The sequence below is a fragment of the Embleya sp. NPDC001921 genome, from assembly GCF_053594475.1.
This window is the reverse complement of record NZ_JBSFEO010000044.1, coordinates 41177-61441: the sequence shown is the minus strand read 5'-3', so window position 1 is coordinate 61441 and position 20265 is coordinate 41177. Positions and strand designations below refer to the sequence as shown.

Here is a 20265-nt window from a genome sequence, read left to right as displayed (position 1 = left end):
TACCCACTCCCCAAGCCCCACGCCCGGCGCGCGGCGTCCCCCGGACGACCGCTCCCGCCACCGAACCAGAGGACACGTTGTCGACCATCCCCTTTGCCCGCGGTCTGCCGGAGTCGTTCGGCGGCCTCCCCATGGCCGCCTGACATCCCCACCGACCCGAAGGCCCACCCGGCCCCTACGCGCGGTTCGTTCGGGGGCTCGCTCGCGCACTTGGGCAAAGAGAGCCTGGCGAAGGCGTTGGATGTGTCGGTGTGTAACAAGGCAGGTGGCGAGGCCGAGGAAGGCTTCGTGGATGTTTCGTGGATGTCGTCGCGGCGGGTCGGGTTCAGACACAGGTACTCACCTTGTCGCTTAGCCTCTAACCTCTCTGAATCTGCCTCGCTCAGGTAGGACGCGATGTACTGGTCGGCCGTCTCTGCTCATGAAGGCGGCGCACGACCGAGCATTGTGGAGTGATCATGTGGGACGGGGCCTTCTACCGGGTCAAGCGTGAGGGGTACGAGATCTGTTTCGTACCGAATGCGGGAGAGGATCTCGACGACGTCTGCAATGTGGACGTGTGGGTCATCCGCGATGACGGCGACCGCTGGTCCGGAACTGTGTTCACTCTCGACGAGGTGCGCCGGATCATGGACCGACAGCGGCAGGCGGGCGAACCCGAAGGCGGCTACTGGTGGTTACCTGTCTGACCCGCCGCGGTGATGCGTTGTTCGAGCTGACGGACGCGGTGCTGTGTGCGGCCGGGCCGGTGAGGACACTGGTCGGGCGGGCGCCGGAGCCGGAGCATCGCCGTGGCCACGGAGCGCTCTATGACGCGGTCAACCACGGCCGGATCGACGCCGACCGGCCGCGGGACGCGCCGGTTCGGCTGCCCGTGCCCAGGGCCGTGGACGGGCGGATCATGCTCGCGGTCGACGTCTCGCCGTGGCTGCGACCGGACGCGGACACCAGTCCGGACCGCTCGTTCTGCCACACCTTCGGCCGTGGCGAGGGCAAGCACCAGATGGTGCCCGGCCGGTCGTACTCGATCGTCGCGGCGCTGGAGCCGGGCCGCAGCTCGTGGACCGTGGTACTGGACGCGGTCCGGCTCGGGCCGGGCGAGGACGTCGCGGCCTCCACCGCCGTCCAGGTCCGCGAGAATTGCCCTTGTACAGGCACGGTGAACGCTCGGGGCATGCTTCGATTCCGTACCCGCGAATGACACGCACCGGAGGTTCTGCTGCGGCAGTTGCCGGCGAAGCGGGAACCAGGAGCGCGCCGCTGGTCACCATCGCGGCGGCAGTGAAGATCTTTTTCATCATGCTCGCCTCAACGACTGGCCGGTGGCCAGGTGCCTGTACGAGTGGATGTCTTCGATGCCTCGCGGACCTGCGAAAAGCGCTTCGAGAGAGCCGGAGCAGGGTGCCGCCGGGGCCCTACCAGGCGCTGGACGCCGCGCCTGCGTCGACTCCACCCTCGTGGGCTCCCCAGCTCAACACGCCGCTGGACGCTGCCCGCCGGTGGTGCCCTGGCCGCCGATCCGGCACCGCGTACGTAACGGTCCCCCGAGGCACGTGGCGATCAGAGACCGCACCATCGTGCCGTCCGGGTCGATGTCGGCGCCGTTCGGGCATCGGCACTGCCTGCGGAGGACGCGGCGGCCTGGGGCGCGCACAGGCCCTCACGACAGCAGGACCCCGTATAGGGGTTGCGTCACGTATCGGGCGGTGTCTCGCTGTGTCAGGAGAGGACAAGGGCCGGGTCGGCACCGCGACGGGAGCCTCCTCGTCTCCCTCGGTCATTGCTTCGCGGCGATGTCGTGGTAGCGCCGCGCGACCTCGTGGAATGCCTCCTTGGGTCTGCGCTCACCGTCGCTGGTGACCGCTACGACGCCGAAGCCGGCTTTGTCGAGGTCGAGGCCGGGGTCGTCGTGGTGGGGGAAGTCGGGCATGGCGTAGGTGAACACGAAGCAGCCGCGCACGCCCTCCGCGTCGTACTGGTCGATGAGTTCGCCGAGATAGCGAGCTTGGACGGCTTCGTCGCGAGGGTGGTCGCCGCGAATGCGCGGGGGTGTGGCGAACCAGTTGACGATCCAGAAGGAACCGGCTCCCCGCTGGTCGGCTCCGGTGAAGGCGCCGCACCCGAACTCGGTGATGACGACGGGCTTGTCGTGGTCGCGGACCAGGGCATGCAGGCGGTCCGGGTAGGTGGTGTGGTTGCGGGCGGAGCGGTAGAGGCTGACGCCGACCAGGTCGAACAGCGACCAGTCGACGTGCTCCCACCCGGCGGCGGCATAGGTGACCGGGCCGTCGAAGCGGCGCCGCGCGGTGGCCACGGCGGTGGTGAGCAGACTGTGCAGCCGCCTGTCGATTCTGCGTCGCAGCAGGCGGCGGAATCGCAGGATGAGCTTCAGGCGCAGGAACGACCGGGGGCCGGGGACGATGCCGGGCACGGTGTGGGAGAACTCGCTGCCGACCAGGAGCGTTACTCGGTCCGGGTGTTGTCGGCGCAGTTCCTCGGCTGCCTCGGCGACGGTGTCCAGGTGCTCCAGCAGCTTCGGCTGCGGCAGTTCGGTAACGCTGGGCCGGATGTAGACATCCAGGCCGGTCTGGAGGGCGGTGCGGGCGGCGGCGATCAACCGTATCCCGTCCCCGAGGAGCATCACTGTGGTGCAGTGCAGGTCCCGGACGATGACCTCCATGTCCCGCCGCACGTCATCCGTGTTCGCCTCGCTCACCAGGTAGGAGATGCCGCGGTCGGTCAGCATGCGTAGGGCTCCTGTCGACGCGGACCAGCGGTGATGAGGCGAAGGGCGGCGGCCGCGCAGGCCCGCCGAAACCACGGCAGTGCGGCGGTAGAAGATGGCACGGGCATGAGGATCCTTGGGGTCCAGGTCGTCATCGGTCCGGTCGACGCTAGAGAGATCGTCGGCGGGCGGCATCCGTCTTTCGTCCAGGAACGCATGACTTCCGTCTACCTGGGTTGCACACGCGCCGCATGTGCAGGTCGTACGATCCGTGGCATGTCAGGACTTGCGACGGTACGCGCATGCGACCAAGGCCGTGTCGACGCCCGTGGAAGGCGAACCGGCCAAGCCGAGCGCGACTCGCCGGCGGGAGCCGCGCTCGACGGTGGACGCCGGCGTCGGCCGCCACCCATGGACGCCGCTGCGCAAGGACGCGCGGTGGCCGGGTGCCTGGTGGGACCGCTACTTCGGCCATCCATGGACCCGACAACCCCAGGCGACGACGCGGCGACACCGCAGGTCAACCCATCCCTCCGCCACAGGCACGCCGAACACCACCCACCGATGCCCCAGGCCGGCGCGTTCGGACCCGCCGCCGGTCAACCGCTTTGGGCGTCGGAATAATCTCCTTTGGGATTCGGGTCGTAGAACGCAAAACGGACCGCGCCGGTCATGGGCTTGTGCCTTCGTCGGGGTGGGGCGGGTCGTGCTCCAGCGACCGGCGCGACCATCGTGCCGGCCGGCGGTGACGACGCGGTTGCCGGTCGGGTGCCGGGTCGTTCGAACGTGTCGGCTCCGCGGCTGCGGGACGCCCATGCGCGGCAGCGAACCGCGCTGCGGTGGACCGCGCCCCGTTGGCGTCGCCCGCTGCCAACTGCGCAAAGCAGACGGCCCCCAGAGTGTGGGAGAGGTCCGGTAGGTGGACGGGGTCGGAAGCGGCCAGGTGTGTGAACTCGTCGGCGGCCGGTTCCAGGTAGTCGAGTGCGGTCATCGGTCGCCCGATCTCCAGGAGCCGGATGCCGAGCGCGGCCCGTGCCCGGGCGAGCACGAGGCGGTCCGGGGCCGCGTTCCAGGGGGCGGCGACGCTCCCGTCCGCGTCGAGGCCCCGGCGACGCAGCCCTTCGGCGTCTTCGGCACGCCCGGTCCGCTCCCACAGGTCGGCCAGAGGTGCCGGTTCGTCCAGGTAGCCGCCGCCGTCCATGACCTTGCGATACAGCGCCTCCGCGCCGGTGACATCGCCGGACCGCTCGCGCTGGAGCCCGAGTTCGCGGACGGGGAGAGGGTTGTACGTCTCGGTGAGTTGCTCGCAGGCCCGGTGCTCCGCGGCGACGCGGCGCCCGGTGCGCTCCCACAGGCACACCAGGGACACCTGGACTTCCGTGTGGCCCACGTTGTCCTTGAGGTAGAGGGCCTCGGCCGCCGCCGGGTCCCCTGCCCGCTCGGCCAGCCGTCCCAGGTCGGCCACGGCGTACAATCCGCCCGCGGCCAACACCTCCCTGTACAGCCGCTCGGCCTCTTCGAGGTCCCCCTCCCGCTCGTGGTCTCGCCCTCGCAGGAGCATGACGTGGAGGGGGTCGGGCGCATCGACCTCCACGCCTTCGGGTTCCCCCCGCAGCCGCGCCAACGCGGCGGCGGCCGGGGCGCTGCCGTCGCGGGCGACGGCCTCGGCGTACAGGGCCTCGGCGCTCTCAAGGTCGCCGAAGTGCTCGTAGATTCCGGCGCGACGCCTGAGGGTCCAACTGTTCTCCTGCGGCGGGTCGAGCGTGTACAAGGCCTCGGCCCCGACGAGGTCGCCCTCGTCCTCCCGGTCCCGCCCCAGCTCCCGGCAGGCCCGCGCGCTGCCGCGCGCGGCGGCGACGATCAGGAGTTCGGTTGCCTCGACCGGGTCGCCGAGGTTGTGCCGCAGGAAGGCCACGTCCAAGGCGTGGCCGGGATCCTCGCCGACGACCGGTGACTGGTGGATGAGAGCAGCGTGCCGGTACCGGCGCCGCTCTTCCGCCGCGGTCGCGAGCTCCGTCGCGTCCTCGACCGTCCGTGCGTGCCCGGCCGCGGCATGCCACAGTGACGCCGGAGGACTCAGGAACCTCCGTTCTGCGCGCGCGTGTTGCTCCAGATAGTCGGAGAGCCGGTAGAGGGGCTGCGGCGACTCGGGGACGCCGGCGCGGGGGCGCACCCGGGTGAGCGGGCCGTCCGCCCCGCGGCACGGCGCCGTCGCGTACGCCATGGCCCGCTCGGACCAGTCCGGGCCGAGGGCATCGCACTGCGTGTCAGTCAGATACCCGGGTGCGGCCGCCTCCAGCAGGGTGTACGGCAACCAGACGCCGTGGCCCAGCCGCCGCAGGTCCATCGCGGCGTGGATCAGCGCCCGGGCCGGGGCGGGCGCGAGCCGGTACCGCTCCAGCAGCGCGGGGATCCCGGCCAGGTACTGCGTGATGCGCCCGTCCTCGGCGTGTTCGCGGGCCTGTGCCAGCCGCGCGTCCGTGTCCACGGCATGGCGGAGGGCGTCCATGGCCGCGTCCGAGAACGCGTCGGGTACCGCGATACCGTGGCCGGTGAGCAGCGCCCGGGCCTGCGAGTGCGCGTCCCTGGTTCCCGGGGGCGGATCGGTCGCCAGTACCTCCCAGTACTCGGGCCACATCGTGCCCAGGACGAGCACGGGCCCGCGGGCCGGGTCGCGCAGCAGCTCGCGCAACCCCGCCGCGATGCGCTCGCCTTCGCCCGTGTCACTCGTGCGCAGGTAGTGCTGCATTTCGTTGAGCCACAAGACGGTGTGTGTGCCGACGTCGGCGAGTGCCGCAGCCAGGGCGCCGGCCCGGCTGGGATCGATCGGGTGCCACAGGCGCCACGGCGCCGGAAGCCGCCTCACCGCTTCCCAGCACGCGCGCGTCTTGCCGGTCGACGACCCGCCGACCAGGACGGCCAGCGTGCTGCTCCCGGCCGCTGCGTGCCCGACCACGGCGGACACTTCGGCGTCGTGCTCCCGCTCGACGTACGCCGGCAGCGTCGGCTCCCCGCCCGGTCGATCGCCCGGCACTGCGACGGCCCGGTGCACCTCCAGGGCGTACGGGTCCGACAACGCGTCGATTGGGACTCCGAGTTCGTGGTTTCGCGTATCGTCGAGCCCCGCCATGGCACCATCGTGCCCGACGTGTGCGACGGCCGCTGGGAGTCAGGAGACGCGGGTGGACGAGGCGACGACCGCGGCCGTCGGGGTGATCGCCGCGATCGCCGGCGGCCTCATCACGGGCGTGTTCACCTACCGTGCGGCACAGCGGCAGGCGGACGCCGCCTGGAACGGCGCGCAGCGCCGGGCCGATGCCGCGTTCGCCGCCGCCCAGCGCCAAGCGGACGCGCAACTCGACGTGATGCGCGAGACGTTCCGGGAGCAGGCGGCAGGGGTGCGGCGCGCGGTGCGCCGCGCCGCGTATGTCGCCTTCCTCGGTCGCGTCGACCAGGCCCGGCACGCCCAGCGCGCGTGGGCCGACAGTCCGCTCGTCGCGACGCGTGAGGCCTGGCACACGGCGTCGCGCGCGGTCGACGAACCTCTCACCGTGGTACGCCTCGCGGGCCCGGCCACGGTCGCCGCCGCGGCCGGGGCTCTTGCCGCCGCGCTCGCCCCTGCGGCCGGACGGCTGCCGACGCCGGCCGAGTAACGGCCCTCTACGAGGACTTCCTCGCCTGCGCCCGGACCGTGCTGTCGACGTAGGGACGGGACCCGGTTCAAGACGAGACGGCCCCGCGCGTTCTCGCCTTCGGGCCGGCGATGTTCGGCGACCTGTCCCCCGTCGCCGGCGGCAAATCGGCAGGACTGGCGGTCGCCGCCGCAGCCCGTCGCCTCCCGGTCGACGACGTCGTCGAGGACTGCACCATGCGAGTGATCCCCGGCGCGAGCCTCTACTACGGCCACGTCCTGCACTTCGACAAGCCCGAACCACCCCCGGTGGAGATCCCACCGTGGTGCGGGAAATGCGACGGCGACAGCTCCCCGGGCAACGTCGGCGCCCGCCGGTGATCCGCCGCCGACGGCGGACTCCACAAATGCCCCCAATGCCATCCCCAGGCTCATATCCGGGGCGGAAAGCTGATGGAACGCACGCCGATCCGAACCTGAGACCGCCCCACGGAGAGACGCGAAGTTTCCGTTGTACTCGCTCGGATCCACACCGGCACGGTACCCGCAGGCGGGAGCGGTCCGTCGAACGCACGGCGTGCAGGCCGCTTCGGCCCGCCGAGCTCGGCGGCCGGGTGCGGTTACGGATGCGCGGCCAGGAACGGCAGGACGACCTCGGCCATCTCGTCGGGCACTTCCTCCGCGAGGTCGTGGCCGGCGTCGAATACGTGTCCGGTGACGTGGTGGGCCATGAGCCGCATCTGGGACTCGTTGCGGTCGCCGATGAACGCGGATCCGCCGAGGGCCAGGACCGGGATGTCCAGTTTCTTCTGCGCGCTCTGCCGGTTCTGTTCGGCGTCGACGAGCATCGCGCGGTAGATGGAGAGCATCGCGCGGATCCCGCCCGGCATCGAGTAGCAGCGCACGTATTCCTCGACCGCGTCGGAGCCGGCGCTGTCGGGGCGGCTGCGCTCGAACTTGATCATGTACGTGATCAACTCCCGCTCGTGTCCGGCGATCAGCATCTCGGGTACGTCCGGCTGGAAGTAGAAGCCCAGATGCCACAGGTGCATGCCGCCGGCGACGTTCTCGGGAGTGAGGGCCGTGTGGTCCTCGAAGCCGAATCCGGGGAACAGGGCCTCGGCGAACACGAGGGCGCCGACGTGGTCGCGGTGGCGTGCGGCGAGTTGGTAGCCCGTCACCGCTCCCCAGTCCTCGCCCGCCACGGCGTACCTCTCGTGTCCGAGGTGGGTCATCAACTCGGCGATGTCGTCGCTCATCGTCGCGGAGTCGTAGCCGTCCGCGGGGCGGGCGGAGTCGCCGAGGCCGCGCAGGTCCGGCACGACGACGGTGTAGTGGGGCGTCAGCTTCGGGACGAGCCGGCGCCAGTGGTAGCCGGTCTTGGGCACGCCGTGCAGGAGTACCACCGCGGGGCCGGACCCGGCCGTGCGGTAGTGCAGACTCGTTCCGTTGACGGCGGCTCGGCCCGTGCGGACGGGCATTTCGTCGTGGTCGAACATCATGTTCTCCAACCTTTCTGTTGTACTTCGTGATACGGGTGTCAGTGGGCTTGCGGAGGGTCGACGACAGTCACCAGGCGGCTCGGTCCGGTGCCGTCCGTGGTTGTCCGGGCAGCGAACGGGCCGGCGGAGCGCAAAATGACGTTCTCCGGGTAGAGCCGACCGAGCAGGGCCAGTACGACGAGGTCGTCCTGGCCGGTCGCGTCCAGGGTGGCGTCGCCTGCTTGCGTCCACACCAGTCCCGGTGCACGCAGTGCGGACCACACAGTCGCGATGCGAGGCGCGGCATCGGAGGGTGCGTCGCCTGCGGCGGAGTCCGGCCGGTGGGCGAAGCGGTGGCCGCGCAGGGCCTGGCCGAGGTCGACGTGGGCGGTGGCGCCGTCGTGGGTGACCTCGATACGGGCGGTGCGGGTCCCGTCGCCGACCGGCCCGGTGCCGGTGCGGGCGGTGAGCGGCCCCGACGCGGTGACGGCGGGCGGCAGGTCCTCGACGCGGGTGCGGGGGGCGGCGTAGTAGTCCTGCACCTCGGCGACATACATGACGGTGTCTTCGGCGGCCGGGTCGGTGCGCCAGGTCAGCAGGTGCCGGGGTGCGGTCAGGGGTGGCTGGTCGAGGACGGCGGGCAGGGCGGTGCCGCCGCCCGCCTCGAAGCCGTAGCCGGCCGGGCCGGAGGCGCCGGTGACGACGCGGCGGGCGAAGTCCACGATGCCGGCGTGCCGGATCTGGCGGACCAGCAGTTCGGTGAGGAACGTGTCGCGGGCCGGTTCGGTGTGCCGCAGACCGGTCGGGGTGATCAGGAGCGGAACCTCCTGCCAGTTGGTGAAGGGCAGCAGGGCGTCGCGCAGCAGGACCATCTGGTGCAGCCACTCGTTGTAGAGCTGCATCGTGACGGGCCCGCCGCGCCGGCCGCGGAGCAGATCGGCCGCGGGAGGAGTGAGCAGGTGGCCGTAGCAGTGGCTGCGCACGACCAGCGGTCCGGCGGGCAGCGGGATCCGGCCGATGAGCAGCCTCTCCAGGGCCGAGGCGGCCCAGGAGGCGAGCTCCCGGCCGATCGTCTCGGCCTGCCCGCCCAGTTCGCGCGCTGCCGAGGCGCTGTCCGGGCCGATGCCCAGCGGCAGGGAGGTCTCCCGGGTGCCGAGTGCAAGTGTCGCGCGGACCTGATCCTCCAGCACCTTGCCGTCGGCGCCGGTGAGGGCGTTGTCATCGATGATGCCCTGCAACAGCGGCTCGGTGGCGGCGAAGAAGTCGCGGGCTGTCAACGTGGTACCGGCCGCGGGAAAGGTGTTCCAGCGGCTACCGCCCAGAGCGGGCGTGCTCGGGGTGGGCGCGGGGGGGCATGGGTTCTCCGTAAGTTGTCAGGTGGCCCGGAAGGGATGGATGTCGCCGGATCCCCGTGTTCGGGCGGGCGCAGGCAATTTTCTGGATCGTCTGATACAGATTGCGGCCATGAAAAAGGCTCTGCCTCCGGAAGCGTGAGTGATCTTCGAGTCGCGGGATCAGTGGGGTGAACCAGGCGTGGAACAGCGCCGATTCCTCGCCGCCGTCGCCAAGCAGCCGCGGCGGCCTGGGAGTTCACGCTTTCGGGTCAGAGACTGAAAAGAATCAGTCGAGGGCGGCCAGCGCGACCTCCACGAGGGGTTCGAGGGCGTGGACGTCCGGGGTGATCTTCGCGGAGACCAGCAGTCCGTTGAGGAAGGTGACGAGGAAAGCGGCGAGGGCGTGCGAGTCGTGTCGCGTCGCGATCTCGCCCCGCTCCGCCGCGACCCGCAGCACCTCGGCGAGCGCGTCCCGACTGGCCTCCTGCATGTCCCGCACGGTGCGCCGGATCGCCGCGTCCTCCGGCAGGCGCTCGCAGGCGGCGTTGACCACCAGGCAGCCCCGGCCGTTGTCCTCCACGGCGATCCGGACCCGCTCGACCAGCATCGTGCGGATCGCCGACCGGGCGTCCGCCCCCTCCTCCAGGCTGCGCAGGGCGGCCGCCGCCAGGGTGGTGCGGTAGTGCTCCAGCGCCGCCCGGTACAGGCCCTCCTTGTCGCCGAACGCGGCATACAAGGACCCCTGCCCGATCCCCAGCCGCTGGGTCAGGTCGCGTACCGAAGTCGCCTCGAAGCCACGCCTCCAGAACAGTTCCATGGCGCGACTCACCGCCGCCTCGGTGTCGAACTCCCGGGTCCTTGCCATGACCCCACCGTAACCTATCTGGATCGATCGCTCAAGAAAACGGATTGCGTCCTGACCACGCGCCGCCCCACAGGCCGTACGCCCGCCCCTGCGTCGGCTCGGGTCGCCCGACACGTCGCCGAACGCGCGGCCCCGCCGCCGCAGGTGAGTCCAAGCGCATCAGGACTTCAGGATCATCCCGTTGCCGCGCGTGCCTCGGGACATCGGCACGTCGCCGCTCGTCCCAGCGCGACCTCACCGCCACCGAAAGGCCGGCTCGCGTCAATCAAGGAGGGCGATTCCCGGTCGGTCGGCGCCTTCATCGAGTCGGCCGGGGGTCGGTTGGCTGTACGGCATGAAAACGCATGCTTCCGCCGAACCACCTGCCGGGGCCTCGCGGCACGTGGGCCCCGATCGCGTCGACGCACGGTTCGTCGACGCGTTCGGTGAACCACGGCAGGTCGCGCCGGCGGTACGAACCGCGTATGTCACCAACTCGCCCACGCTCACCCGGACCAGGTCCAGGACGGTCCCATCGCGCACGCCCCAGCCGATCAACCACCGCACGACCCGGTCGCGGGCCGTGCGCGGCGCGTACGCGTTCGCGGCCAACCGGACCCACGCGTGGGCGACATGGTCGCCGTCCGGCGGACGGATGGGTCGGCGGGCTCCGTCGGGCAGCGGCTGCGGGGCTGTCACGCCGGCCCGGGGCGGGTGAGCACGGGGCATCGAGGCCTCCCTGACGACGGTGGGCCGGCCCGGTCGGCCGGCAGCGGGCGCCGGCCCGCCGGGCCGGGTTCGCGGATCGAGCCTTGCGGGGGTTCGGGATGCATCAGGCTAGGCGGGCATACAACGGGAGACCCCCACAAGATGTGGGGCTCGCGAACTCGGCCCCGGGACGGGATCCATGGCGCAGCGCACGGTCGGTCGGCGGGCGTCGTATTGGCGGGAGCGGCGGGGTGTGTCCCAGCGGGAGCTTGCGATCCGGTTGGGGAGGTCGGCGAGTTGGATGCGGAAGGTCGAGTCCGGTGAGCGGGCGTTGGAGCGTTTGCCGGTGTTGGACGCGGTGGCCGAGGCGCTGCGGGTGGATGTGCGGGTGCTGTTGGGGCGGGAGTTGGTGCGGGACGGCGACATGTGTCCGGACGGGGTGGAGGTGGCGGCGATCCGGCGGGCGTTGGAGCGGTACGACCACCTGCTCGCGGCGGATGCGGGGGCGGTGGTGGATCGGGGGCGGTTGCGGATCGGGGTGCATTACGCGTGGGTGGCGTTCGCGGGCACCGACTACGGCACGCTGGGTCGGACGTTGCCGCATCTGATCGATCGGGCGCAGGCCGTCGTGGCCGGCGCGGACGGCGAACGACGCGGCGGAGGTTTTCGGGGTTGCCGGCGCAGGCGTATCGGATCGCCTCGTCCAGGTTGCGCAAGCTGGGCGAGAACGAGTTGGCGTGGCTCGCGGCGGATCGTTCGCTCGCGGCGAGCGAGCGTTCCGGTGATCCGCAGTTGACGGGGGCGGGCGCGTATCGGGTGGCGAACGCGCTGTTGGCGAAGGGCAGATGCGATGCAGCCCACGATTTGAACCGGCTCGCCGCCGATCGGCTTGCCACGGGTGAGCCGGCGCCGTCGAGGAATCGGTTGGCGGTGTTCGGGACGTTGGTGTTGCAGGCGGGATCGCCGCCGCGCGGGCCGGGCGCGATCGCGACGTCCACGCCCTGCTCGCCGAGGCCGACACGGCCGCGCGGCACGTGGGCGAGGGCCGCGACGACTACCGGACCTCGTTCGGGCCCACGAACGTGGGCGTGCACCGGGTGTCGGCGTGCGTGGAGTCGGGCGGCGGCGCGGCCGCGATCGCCGCCGCCGACCGCGGCGCAGTTCCAAGAGAATGGGGGAACAGAGGACCGGCGTCGAACGTGGTCTCTAAGGTTGGTATCCATACACCGGGCCGTCGGTTGCTGCGGTGGTCACGACCGGCCGGGGGCGCAGTGTCTGACTTCGACGATTTGGTAGCCGCCGAACAGCGCAGGATTGCTGCTCAACGCAGGGATGCGGCGGCGCAGGCACGGTCGGTGAGGGCGCAGTGGCAGGAGACGCTCGACAGCGCGCAGCAGTTGCTCGCGCTGACGTTGCGTGCGTTGCGGGATGCCGGGGTGAAGCCGCTCTCCGTGCTGGAGAACCGCCGCGGAGGGTTTTTGAGTTCGGTCGACCGGACGGTGGTCGTCGACCACCGTTGGCGGGTGTACCCGGTTGCCATGGACGCTCAGGGGCGGGTGTATCGGTGGGGGCGCGTCGGGTTTCTGAGGGAGAAGTGGGAGAGGGTGGACCACAGCACCATTCGCGGGCAGGTGCGCAGGTCGTGCCTGCGCACGGGTCTCTCGGCCGACCAGCAGGTGATGTGGGGCGGCGACCTCGTGAACTGGGACGTCGAAGAAGCCGTGCGCATGGACCATCTTGATCGCTTTGGTCGCGCCGCCGACGGTGAGCCCTTGTTGCGCGGCGAGCAGGACGAAATCGACGTGCCTCTCAAATTGCACCTGGCCCGGACGGTCGCTGCCGTGCGAAACAATTCCTAGGGAGCCATGGGCGTGCGGGCGTCACCGGTCGCGCCCGTTGCGCCGGTGGGCATGGCATGGCCGGTGATCACGACGTCGAGTGCGGTGACGATGTCGCGGCGCGGCGCCTGGCCGCCAGGTCGGTGACGGGCGCCGGTGGCGTCGACGAGGACACGTCCGCAGGCGGCGCGTTCTCGTCCCCGCCGCTCCCGGGTCGGGGCGGGCATCCTGCCGCGGACCCGCCGCTCCCGGGGTTCGACCAGTTCCGGCACAGGTCGTCGAAGTCCTCGTGCAGCACGGACAGGGCTTCCTCGGCGGCCACGGTCGCCGGGTCGATCAGGTGAACGCCGTCCTCGAAGGCTTCGAAGCCGACCCTGGCCCACGCGGCGGTGATCCGCGCCGTGACGCGGTCCCACTCCTCCCGCCCGGGCTCCAGGTCCGGTTCCCGGTCGGAGATTCCGGGCAGGCAGGCGACCGCCCGCGCACCCGGGGACAGTCGTTCGATCGCCTCCGCGGCCAGGATCGGTCCCAGGCCGAAGCCCCGCCACCGCTTGTCCAGGACGACCCGGTCACCCGCCGTACGGCGCTGCGGCTCGGCGTGGGCGCCACGGCGGCCGCCGGTGTCACCACCGCCCTCGCCCTGACCGACACCGACTCGTCGCGGGTTCGGTGGCGCCGCAGCGTCGCCGCCGGCCTCTCGTCGCCGACGGTGGTCGACGGGGCGGTGTACGTCGGCAGCGCCCAAAACCTGTACGCCCTGAACGCGGCCACCGGCGCCCGGCGATGGGACTTCACCACCAGCGCGCCAGGCGCGTTGTCGCCGGTGGTGGTCGACAAGGTGGTGTACCTGTGTGCCGGCGACGACGTGTACGCCCTGAACACGATCTGAACCAGTCCGGCGCGACCCTGGAACCCGACCCCTGCTACAGGTACAGCTCGACGGCAGCATGCGGTGGGATCTGGGGACCTACACCGACGTGAAGCAGGTGCCGGTGATGGTTCACCCCAGCAACCGAGCCAACGAGAAGGCGATCCTCGTGGAGGGCATGCGGGTGATCACCCCGCAGAAGCTCGACGCGCTCAAGAAGGCAATGACCGCCTCCGCCGTCGCGCTGAGCGACGGCATCGGCCGATGGGGACCGGAACACGCCGTCCAGGAGCAGTTGACCCACCACAAACTCACGGCGCCGAATCTGTTCAACACCTACGCACAGAGCGCACGTCCCTGAAAGGGACGCCGCTCGGCTCCTGACGAACCCGCCCCGACCGCACGTTCGATCGGCGCGGGTTCGTCGGGGCCGGCCGGGAATCAGGTCCGGGTCGGGTGCGGGATCGACCATCGACGTCCGGTGTCGGGATCGCCCGCCCACACGTACTGCTCGGTGGGCGTGACGGTCATGCCGTAGTCGTACAACCGGACCCGCCCGTCGTCGACCCATCGGTCCCAGACGGCGAGGAGTTCGTCGGCAGGTCGCCGGGGCCCGCCTTCGCGGACCAGGACATGGTCGTCGTCGCGCGCGGCGGTCAGGGTCGCCCAGGACGCGGCGCCGTCATGCGCGCGCACCGTCGTGCCGTCCGGCCCGGGCGGGGTGATGGTGTAGCGGACGTCGGGCAGGGCCACGCGCAGCGCCCACAACACGTTGTTCGTGCGCAGCGGGGCCAGGTCGCGGGTGATCTCTTGTTCGTGGTCGGCGGTGGCGTGGTGGGTGTGGATGTCGTCGAAGGTGCGGGTGGGGGTGGTGCCGCGGGCGCCCATGAATTGGGCGAGGCCCTGGCACCAGCCGGTGGCGGTGGTGCCGGTGGGGTCGAGGGTGAGGGCGAAGTGGCCGAGTCTGCCCCAGGGGAAGACGAGGTCGCCGCCGGGTTCGAGTTGTTCGATCCACGCGTTCGGGACGCGGTCGACGGCGTAGGTGGCGATGATCCGTTGGTAGGGGGCGTTGTCGGGCCATCCCTTGGCGCCGTCGCCGTCGCCGACGCACACGTCCACGTCGACTCCCGCGCGGGTCAGGGTGGTTCGTGCGCGATCGGCGAGCGCGGGGTCGACCTCGACGCTGGTGACCCTGCCGGTGGGGCCGACGTGGTGGGCGATCAGGGCGGCGTTCCAGCCGGTGCCGGTGCCCAGTTCCAGGACGCGTTGCCCGGGTGTGAGGTCGAGGGAGTCGATCATGTCGGCCACCACCGACGTGCAGGACAGGCTCGAGGCGGGGCGGCCGTCGGTGATTTCGGTGATCGCCGCGTCGTAGGGTCCGGCGTACACCAGACGCGCCCACCGGTCCGGGTCGACGGCGCGGTCGACGGGGACGTACGCGTGGCCGGCCCAGTCCCACAGGCGTTCCGGGGCGAAGACGTGCCGGGGTAGGGCCTCGAACGCCTCGCGCAGCCACGGCGCGTCCGCCGGCCACGCGCGGTGGGCGTCCATCGCCTCCGCAGATTCCCGCCGGTATTCGGCGAGTTCGGCGGGGTCGGTCACGGCTTCGGTTTCTTGTGCTTGCCGTCCGGGTCCGGCTCCGGCGGCACCTGGCCATCGGAATTGTCCGGCGGGGCCTTGCCCTTCGACGGATCCGGACTCGGCCTACCGTGATCACCCATACCGGCCTCCAACATCACGTGCGGTCACCATGGGGACCATCATGACCCGCCCCGCCCGAATCCGGGAGACCCCAGTGCTCCGGCGCAGCGGTAGCGCACCAGCACGGTCCGGCGGAGATCAATGGAAATGTTGCTTTCTCTGCCGGCATCGGCGCACCCTTCACCTTCTTCCGATACATCACTATCGCGGCACCGGCTTGATCCGACACATCCTTCCGGCGATCGTCGGCTGACTTCACGGGGTTGGGCTGGCGGCCCGGCACCCGTGTTCTCCGCGGACCGCGATCCGCAGTGACGTCCGTCCGGGCTGACCGAGGCGCGCGTCCGCGTGCCACCGAGTGGGGCGTGGGGGCGAGGTGCTCGCTCGGGGGATTCCCCGCGTCGGGCTGCCGATTGTCGGCAGGGTGGGCGGGTGTCCTTCGCGGAATCCACTCTCGAGGGTCGACCCGGTTACCAGGGCGGGTTCGGCAGGCCCGCCGCTTGCCTCGGGTCCAGGAACTCCTCCTTGAAGATCTCGATCGAAGCGCGAAGCAATGGGATTTCGACCTCTCGGCCGATGAAACTCAGTCGAGCCGAATCCGCATCCATTCGAAACTCCAGGAGTGTTCCTTCATTCCTCGCGTCGACCTCGACTACTTCCATCGCCTCGATATCGTCGTGGTTGCTCAGGCAGATCAGCGCATAGTAGTCGCGTCCATTGACGGAGAAGGTCCTCACGGTCGTTCCTCCTGTGAAGTTTGTCGGGGTACGCGCACCGGGTGGGTCTCGGGCTCTCGTCGTTCGGGGAGGACGATCGGTGTCGGGGGCCTTGGGGCAATGCAATGCCATGAGCCGCCCGCGGGGAAAGAGCCTGCCACGAGGCGGATTTCGACTCCGTTCGCCGGCGCGGCCGCGGGGAGTCGTGGTGACGAACCCGGCCGCAACGATACCGACGCGATGCTCCCGATCCACATCATTTACGGGGTGGGACGAGGGTCGTTCGTGGGTCGGGTCGCCGGGTGTCACGGGCCGACGCCGACACCCTGACGGGTCACCGGCGGGTGGTTGTCCTCCACCTCGGTACGACAGCCGACTTCAGCGCTCCGGCCAAGTCACGGACCCGTCTGCGGGCGGACCGTGACGCTCCGACTCCCGGTGGTCCTGTCGATTCGACGTCCTCCGATCCGGCGGATTCACACGCCACGCGTGCACATGAGACACGAACACACCACCCCACCGATCGCCGCATCACATCGAAATCAGCATCCTTGAGGCGATCTCATCCTCCGTCCACGGGTTTCCCAACGGAACTGAACACCCATCCCAGATTCTGCAAAGCCACAGGCCAGAGGTCAGGCAAGGTCGAGCGAGACAGCAAATCCCAAGCCACGCAGTCAAGATCAAAAGTCCCAGATTCTGCAAATCCAATAGTCAACACATGATCAATTGACAAGATCTTTCAAAGCAGCCGGGGCGGAGCAGCCGAGGCCTCGGCGCGCCGCACCGCCGACCGGGAAAAGACAGGGGACAGCCATCGCCAACGAGACCCTCGCCGCAGTCATCGGCGCAGGCAGCGCGCTGATCGTGGCGTTGATAGGCGGGTACTTCGTCATCCGCGGTGCGCAGCGCCAAGCCGACGCCGCGTTCGCCGCCGCCCAGGCCCAGGCCACCGCCGCCATCACAGCCGCGCGCGAACAAGCCGCCGCCGCCATCGCCGCCGCGCAACGCGGTGCCGACGCGCAACTCGACGTCATGCGTCAGACATTCCGTGACCAGGCCACCGCCGCCCAACGCGCCGTCCGACGCACCGCCTACACCATCTACCTGGGCGCCGTCGACCAGGCACGCGCAGCGCATCTGACGTGGAACGCCAACCCGACCACCGCCACCCGCGACGCCTGGAACACCAGCACGCGTGCCGTGGGCGAAGCGTTGAACATCGTCCGCCTGGAAGGATCTCCGGCGGTCACCGCCGCTGCCGAAGCACTCGCCGCCGCCATCGACCCGGCTACTGCCCCGGCTCTGTCGGTCGGCGCATTCGCCACACGCCACACCGACTTCCTCACGGCGGCACGCACCGCGCTGGAGCCCTAGAACATCTTTGGCCATCCATGGATTTCGGGGCGCGGTCGGGTCGCTGATGCGGGAACATGCACACATGGACGGGGGCACGTAGACCGACGCGCCGGGAGTGGTCCTCACATCGCTGACGGACCGGTCGGCGTTCGGATTCGAGATCCGCCGGGCTGTCCAGACCCAGGGCACCGAAAAGCTCCCCGACCTGCCCGCGTATGTCGAGCGCCCTCACGACCGTGAACTTGCTGCGGTGGTGGACCGCGCGGCCTCTGGCGATAGTGCCCTGGTCACCCTGGTGGGCTCGTCCTCGACGGGGAGGCCGCTGCGCGTGCCCCGATCCCGTCACGCCGCCTCGTTGTACCGATTGGCCGCTGCGGGAGGAGGCGTCGACGCGCTCACGGACTGGGGCCTGATGTTGTGGAATATAGGGGACCGGGAAAGCGCCGAAAGACTGTGCCGGCAGGCCGCCGACGCGGGTGACACCAATGCGCGTACGCATCTCGGGTGGATGCGCGGCGAGGGTGACGACGGACGTACCGCGCGGTCGAGTCGCAGTGCCCACGACCCCGAATGCCCCGACACACTCCAGGACCCTGCGGCCCTGCAGGGCGATGCCGACGACTGGGACGGCGCCGAGCACCCCGCCGCAACCACGTTCACCAGCCGGAGAAGACACCGAGGCGGCCCGTGACCGGCGCAGGAATCAGTGGGCGGATGGAAGGCGAGTTCCCGGGGGTTCGGCGTGGTTGCGATGGGCGGGTTGTGGGTGGCTGCGGCGCGGCGGCGAGCGTGGGGGTCCAGGAGGCAGCCGTGGTCGCGTGGGGTCGGGGCGCGTTTAACGGGCAGCGTTTCGATCGTCCGCCCATCGCCGGGTGCGTCGAGGGGAGCGCTTCGCTTGGCGAGGTTCGCCAACTCAAGCGCGCGGACTCGGCTTCGCCGGTGTCGGGAGCACAACCGGTGGTTTCGGCCAAGGGTGCCCGTCGTGCGCGGTGTCCACGGGGCGTCCCGCTTGCACGTGGTCGTGGTACTCGTCCTGGACCGATCCCTCGTTGACCCACCGGCCGCGAACGGCACCGGTGAGGCTCTCGGCGGTCTTCAGCGCGTCGAGAGGCTCGTCGGACGTGGCGAGCAGGCGGCCGAAGTCCTCTTCCCCGTCCTCGGTATCGAACGGCGGGAACTCCACCAGGTCGCGGAAGCTCTCGTCGCCGACGTCCTCGCACGTGTGAAGGAAGACCTCGTACCGGTGCCGAACAGGCCGGATCTCGACGTAGTGGATGCCCGAGCGGTCGGCGACTCGAACCGGACCGAGGAACTGCTCGACGGGCCGGCCGCGGCGCAAAGCGCCGCAGGCGAAGGACTCTGTCAGGTAGCGCATGACGGAGAGGGTAGAAGGCGCGGCGGACAGGTGGGACAAGGCCGTTCGCGGACCGAAGCGCTCACCCGCCAACCCGAGCGCCCGACCACACCACCTCCACCACGCCGGCCCCGGCTGCCCAAAACCCCCACCTGGAACATATGTTCGATTGATCGGATTCTGATTGATCACGTGAAGGACGACTTTCAGGAACTCCCCCTGCACGCGGCGACCGACGGCGCCGCGAAGGCGCTGCAACTGCCGGACCACGGCCTGCGCGAGGGCACCGCCGCCGACCTGGTCGTCGTGCCCACGGCAACGGCAGCCGAGGCGATCGCGATCCGCCCGCCCCGGGCGCTGGTACTCAAAAACGGACGAATCGTGGCCCGCGACGGCACCGCGGCCGACGGGACCGGCAGTCCCTGAGGACTGCCCCGGACCGGGACCCCGGACCGGAACCCGCCGACGGTGTGGCCCCGGTCGAAATCGCCGGAGACTTTGCCCGCCCCCTCGTGCGCAGGTCGAGCAGCCCCGTCGCGTAAGCCGAACTCCCGGGCGCGCAGCATGCCTTCGACCTCTTCGACGCCGCACGCTTCGCCGATGTCGTCGGCGCGAGGACCACGCCCACGGTGCCGCCGGGGAGGATGCAGGCGACGATGACACGGCCGGCCACGCGGTGCTGACGCGGCGTGCGGCGGATCCGGCCGGAGAGCCGGGCCGGGGAAGGCAGCGGGGCCAGTCCGCCGCGACGCCGTGGAGGTAGCGGAACGCCCGGGCCCACGACGGGAGGTCGGCGCCCGACCTGCCGCCTTCCGGCGACCGTCTCCGCGCCCGACATCTCGGGTGCCGAGGGCCGTTCGGAGCAGACACTGTCGCCTGTCCGGTCCACCGGGGCGCGCCGTTGCCCGGAGGGCGCCCGAGCGGCTGCTCAAATGTCGGGACGGCACGACGCCCCGGGCCCCTGGGGCTGCCGAACCCCCGGGAGCGACCGTGAAGAAGCCTTTGTCCCTGCGCACTCGCACCGCCGTCGGCGCCGCTGTCCTGGTGCTGGGCCTGAGCATGGCGGGCAGCACGCCCGCGACCGCCGCCCCGCACCGGACCTGGGAGGCACCGGTGCCGGGCGAGGTGAAGGACGGGAACGTCGTGCAGACCTCGCACCTGACCGAGGAGGCCGCAGTGACCGCCGCCCAGGCCGCCCTCGACGCGGCCGAGGCGGACGGCCGGCGCGTCAGCGTCGCCGTCGTCGACCGCAACGGCAACACCATCGTGGTGCTGCGCGGCGACGGTTCGGGCGCGCACACCTACGAGTCGGCACAGCGCAAGGCCTACACCGCGGCGTCGTTCAACGCCCCGACGTCGGTGCTGGTCGGGCGGCTCGAACAGAACCCGACGCTCGCCGACATCCCCGGCACCCTGTTCCTCGCCGGCGGGCTCCCGATCCACTACCAGGGCGCCCCCATCGCCGGCATCGGCGTGGCCGGCGCGCCGAGCGGTCTGCTGGACGAGCAGTACGCCCAGGCCGGCATCGACGCGATCAGCAACTGACCCGGCAGCGGGCGGTGCGCGGCCGGTCGTCCGGCGTGCCGGCAGCCGTGCGGGGCGGCCGCCCGCGGTGACGTCGGGGCACCACGCCCCGCCCGGCACCGCAACCGCGTCCCCACCCCCCACCCCCTGACCCCAACCGCGGCCGCGTGCCCGGCAACCCG

At 70.9% G+C, this 20265-nt stretch carries 20 protein-coding genes and 1 pseudogene; 12 read left to right on the top strand and 9 right to left on the bottom strand.

What is annotated here, in order from left to right; translation table 11 throughout:
- Positions 1-452: 452 nt before the first annotated feature.
- Both ACWCPW_RS38735 and ACWCPW_RS38730 read left to right on the top strand, forming a co-directional pair.
- Positions 453-689, top strand: coding sequence for a hypothetical protein (locus tag ACWCPW_RS38735; protein WP_449766289.1), 237 nt, complete (start codon positions 453-455; stop codon positions 687-689).
- Positions 671-1138: pseudogene (locus tag ACWCPW_RS38730) on the top strand (transposase); the annotation flags it as partial. The gene ACWCPW_RS38735 and the pseudogene ACWCPW_RS38730, both read left to right, overlap by 19 nt.
- Before the next feature lie 639 nt (positions 1139-1777).
- Here the strand turns inward: ACWCPW_RS38730 and ACWCPW_RS38725 are convergent.
- A complete protein-coding gene (locus ACWCPW_RS38725; RefSeq protein ID WP_449766288.1) occupies positions 1778-2746 on the bottom strand; it encodes a glycoside hydrolase family 113 in 969 nt (322 codons plus the stop codon).
- Positions 2747-3395: 649 nt separating this feature from the next.
- Positions 3396-5855 carry a tetratricopeptide repeat protein gene (locus tag ACWCPW_RS38720; RefSeq protein WP_449766287.1) on the bottom strand — a complete coding sequence of 820 codons (2460 nt, stop codon included), beginning with the start codon at positions 5853-5855 and terminating at the stop codon, positions 3396-3398.
- A gap of 52 nt (positions 5856-5907) precedes the next feature.
- Between ACWCPW_RS38720 and ACWCPW_RS38715 the strand changes: the two genes are divergently transcribed.
- Positions 5908-6378: a hypothetical protein gene (locus ACWCPW_RS38715; RefSeq protein ID WP_449766286.1), complete on the top strand. Its 471-nt coding sequence runs from the start codon at positions 5908-5910 to the stop codon at positions 6376-6378.
- Positions 6379-6488: 110 nt separating this feature from the next.
- The gene (locus ACWCPW_RS38710) at positions 6489-6737 is read left to right on the top strand and encodes a hypothetical protein (RefSeq protein WP_449766285.1); all 249 of its coding nucleotides are present in this window, start codon (positions 6489-6491) and stop codon (positions 6735-6737) included.
- Positions 6738-6976: 239 nt separating this feature from the next.
- Here the strand turns inward: ACWCPW_RS38710 and ACWCPW_RS38705 are convergent, their stop codons facing one another.
- From ACWCPW_RS38705 to ACWCPW_RS38695, 3 genes are all read right to left on the bottom strand, one after another.
- A complete protein-coding gene (locus ACWCPW_RS38705) occupies positions 6977-7858 on the bottom strand; it encodes an alpha/beta fold hydrolase (RefSeq protein WP_449766284.1) in 882 nt (293 codons plus the stop codon).
- A gap of 38 nt (positions 7859-7896) precedes the next feature.
- A complete protein-coding gene (locus tag ACWCPW_RS38700; protein WP_449766322.1) occupies positions 7897-9159 on the bottom strand; it encodes a hypothetical protein in 1263 nt (420 codons plus the stop codon).
- Between the two features lie 298 nt (positions 9160-9457).
- Positions 9458-10036 carry a TetR/AcrR family transcriptional regulator gene (locus ACWCPW_RS38695; RefSeq protein ID WP_449766283.1) on the bottom strand — a complete coding sequence of 193 codons (579 nt, stop codon included), beginning with the start codon at positions 10034-10036 and terminating at the stop codon, positions 9458-9460.
- Positions 10037-10922: 886 nt separating this feature from the next.
- On the opposite strand from ACWCPW_RS38695, the gene ACWCPW_RS38690 reads away from it, so the two are divergent.
- Together ACWCPW_RS38690 and ACWCPW_RS38685 are read left to right on the top strand one after the other, a co-directional pair.
- Positions 10923-11519, top strand: a complete 597-nt coding sequence (locus ACWCPW_RS38690) for a helix-turn-helix domain-containing protein (protein ID WP_449766282.1) — start codon at positions 10923-10925, stop codon at positions 11517-11519.
- Between the two features lie 475 nt (positions 11520-11994).
- Positions 11995-12582: a hypothetical protein gene (locus ACWCPW_RS38685; RefSeq protein ID WP_449766281.1), complete on the top strand. Its 588-nt coding sequence runs from the start codon at positions 11995-11997 to the stop codon at positions 12580-12582.
- A gap of 67 nt (positions 12583-12649) precedes the next feature.
- Here ACWCPW_RS38685 and ACWCPW_RS38680 read toward each other — a convergent pair whose 3' ends face one another.
- A complete protein-coding gene (locus ACWCPW_RS38680; protein ID WP_449766324.1) occupies positions 12650-13306 on the bottom strand; it encodes a hypothetical protein in 657 nt (218 codons plus the stop codon).
- Between ACWCPW_RS38680 and ACWCPW_RS38675 the strand changes: the two genes are divergently transcribed.
- On the top strand, positions 13202-13450 hold the full coding sequence (locus tag ACWCPW_RS38675) for an outer membrane protein assembly factor BamB family protein (RefSeq protein WP_449766321.1): 249 nt from the start codon (positions 13202-13204) through the stop codon (positions 13448-13450). The genes ACWCPW_RS38680 and ACWCPW_RS38675 overlap by 105 nt on opposite strands.
- Positions 13451-13508: 58 nt before the next feature.
- Entirely contained in the window at positions 13509-13790 is a 282-nt protein-coding gene (locus tag ACWCPW_RS38670; protein WP_449766280.1) for a hypothetical protein, read from the top strand.
- 80 nt (positions 13791-13870) lie between these two features.
- Here the strand turns inward: ACWCPW_RS38670 and ACWCPW_RS38665 are convergent, their stop codons facing one another.
- Together ACWCPW_RS38665 and ACWCPW_RS38660 are read right to left on the bottom strand one after the other, a co-directional pair.
- On the bottom strand, positions 13871-15031 hold the full coding sequence (locus ACWCPW_RS38665) for a methyltransferase domain-containing protein (RefSeq protein ID WP_449766279.1): 1161 nt from the start codon (positions 15029-15031) through the stop codon (positions 13871-13873).
- A 569-nt stretch (positions 15032-15600) separates the two neighbouring features.
- Positions 15601-15867: a hypothetical protein gene (locus ACWCPW_RS38660; RefSeq protein WP_449766278.1), complete on the bottom strand. Its 267-nt coding sequence runs from the start codon at positions 15865-15867 to the stop codon at positions 15601-15603.
- A 708-nt stretch (positions 15868-16575) separates the two neighbouring features.
- Between ACWCPW_RS38660 and ACWCPW_RS38655 the strand changes: the two genes are divergently transcribed.
- Together ACWCPW_RS38655 and ACWCPW_RS38650 are read left to right on the top strand one after the other, a co-directional pair.
- Positions 16576-17223, top strand: coding sequence for a hypothetical protein (locus tag ACWCPW_RS38655; RefSeq protein WP_449766277.1), 648 nt, complete (start codon positions 16576-16578; stop codon positions 17221-17223).
- A 310-nt stretch (positions 17224-17533) separates the two neighbouring features.
- Positions 17534-17896 (top strand): hypothetical protein, encoded by a 363-nt coding sequence (locus ACWCPW_RS38650; RefSeq protein ID WP_449766276.1) that lies wholly within the window; start codon positions 17534-17536, stop codon positions 17894-17896.
- A gap of 222 nt (positions 17897-18118) precedes the next feature.
- Here the strand turns inward: ACWCPW_RS38650 and ACWCPW_RS38645 are convergent, their stop codons facing one another.
- Complete coding sequence (locus ACWCPW_RS38645) at positions 18119-18580, bottom strand: hypothetical protein (protein WP_449766275.1); 462 nt, start codon at positions 18578-18580, stop codon at positions 18119-18121.
- A 171-nt stretch (positions 18581-18751) separates the two neighbouring features.
- Here ACWCPW_RS38645 and ACWCPW_RS38640 point away from each other — a divergent pair, with 171 nt between their 5' ends.
- Both ACWCPW_RS38640 and ACWCPW_RS38635 read left to right on the top strand, forming a co-directional pair.
- Positions 18752-18985: a hypothetical protein gene (locus ACWCPW_RS38640; RefSeq protein WP_449766274.1), complete on the top strand. Its 234-nt coding sequence runs from the start codon at positions 18752-18754 to the stop codon at positions 18983-18985.
- A gap of 564 nt (positions 18986-19549) precedes the next feature.
- Positions 19550-20104, top strand: coding sequence for a GlcG/HbpS family heme-binding protein (locus ACWCPW_RS38635; protein WP_449766273.1), 555 nt, complete (start codon positions 19550-19552; stop codon positions 20102-20104).
- Positions 20105-20265 lie beyond the last annotated feature (161 nt).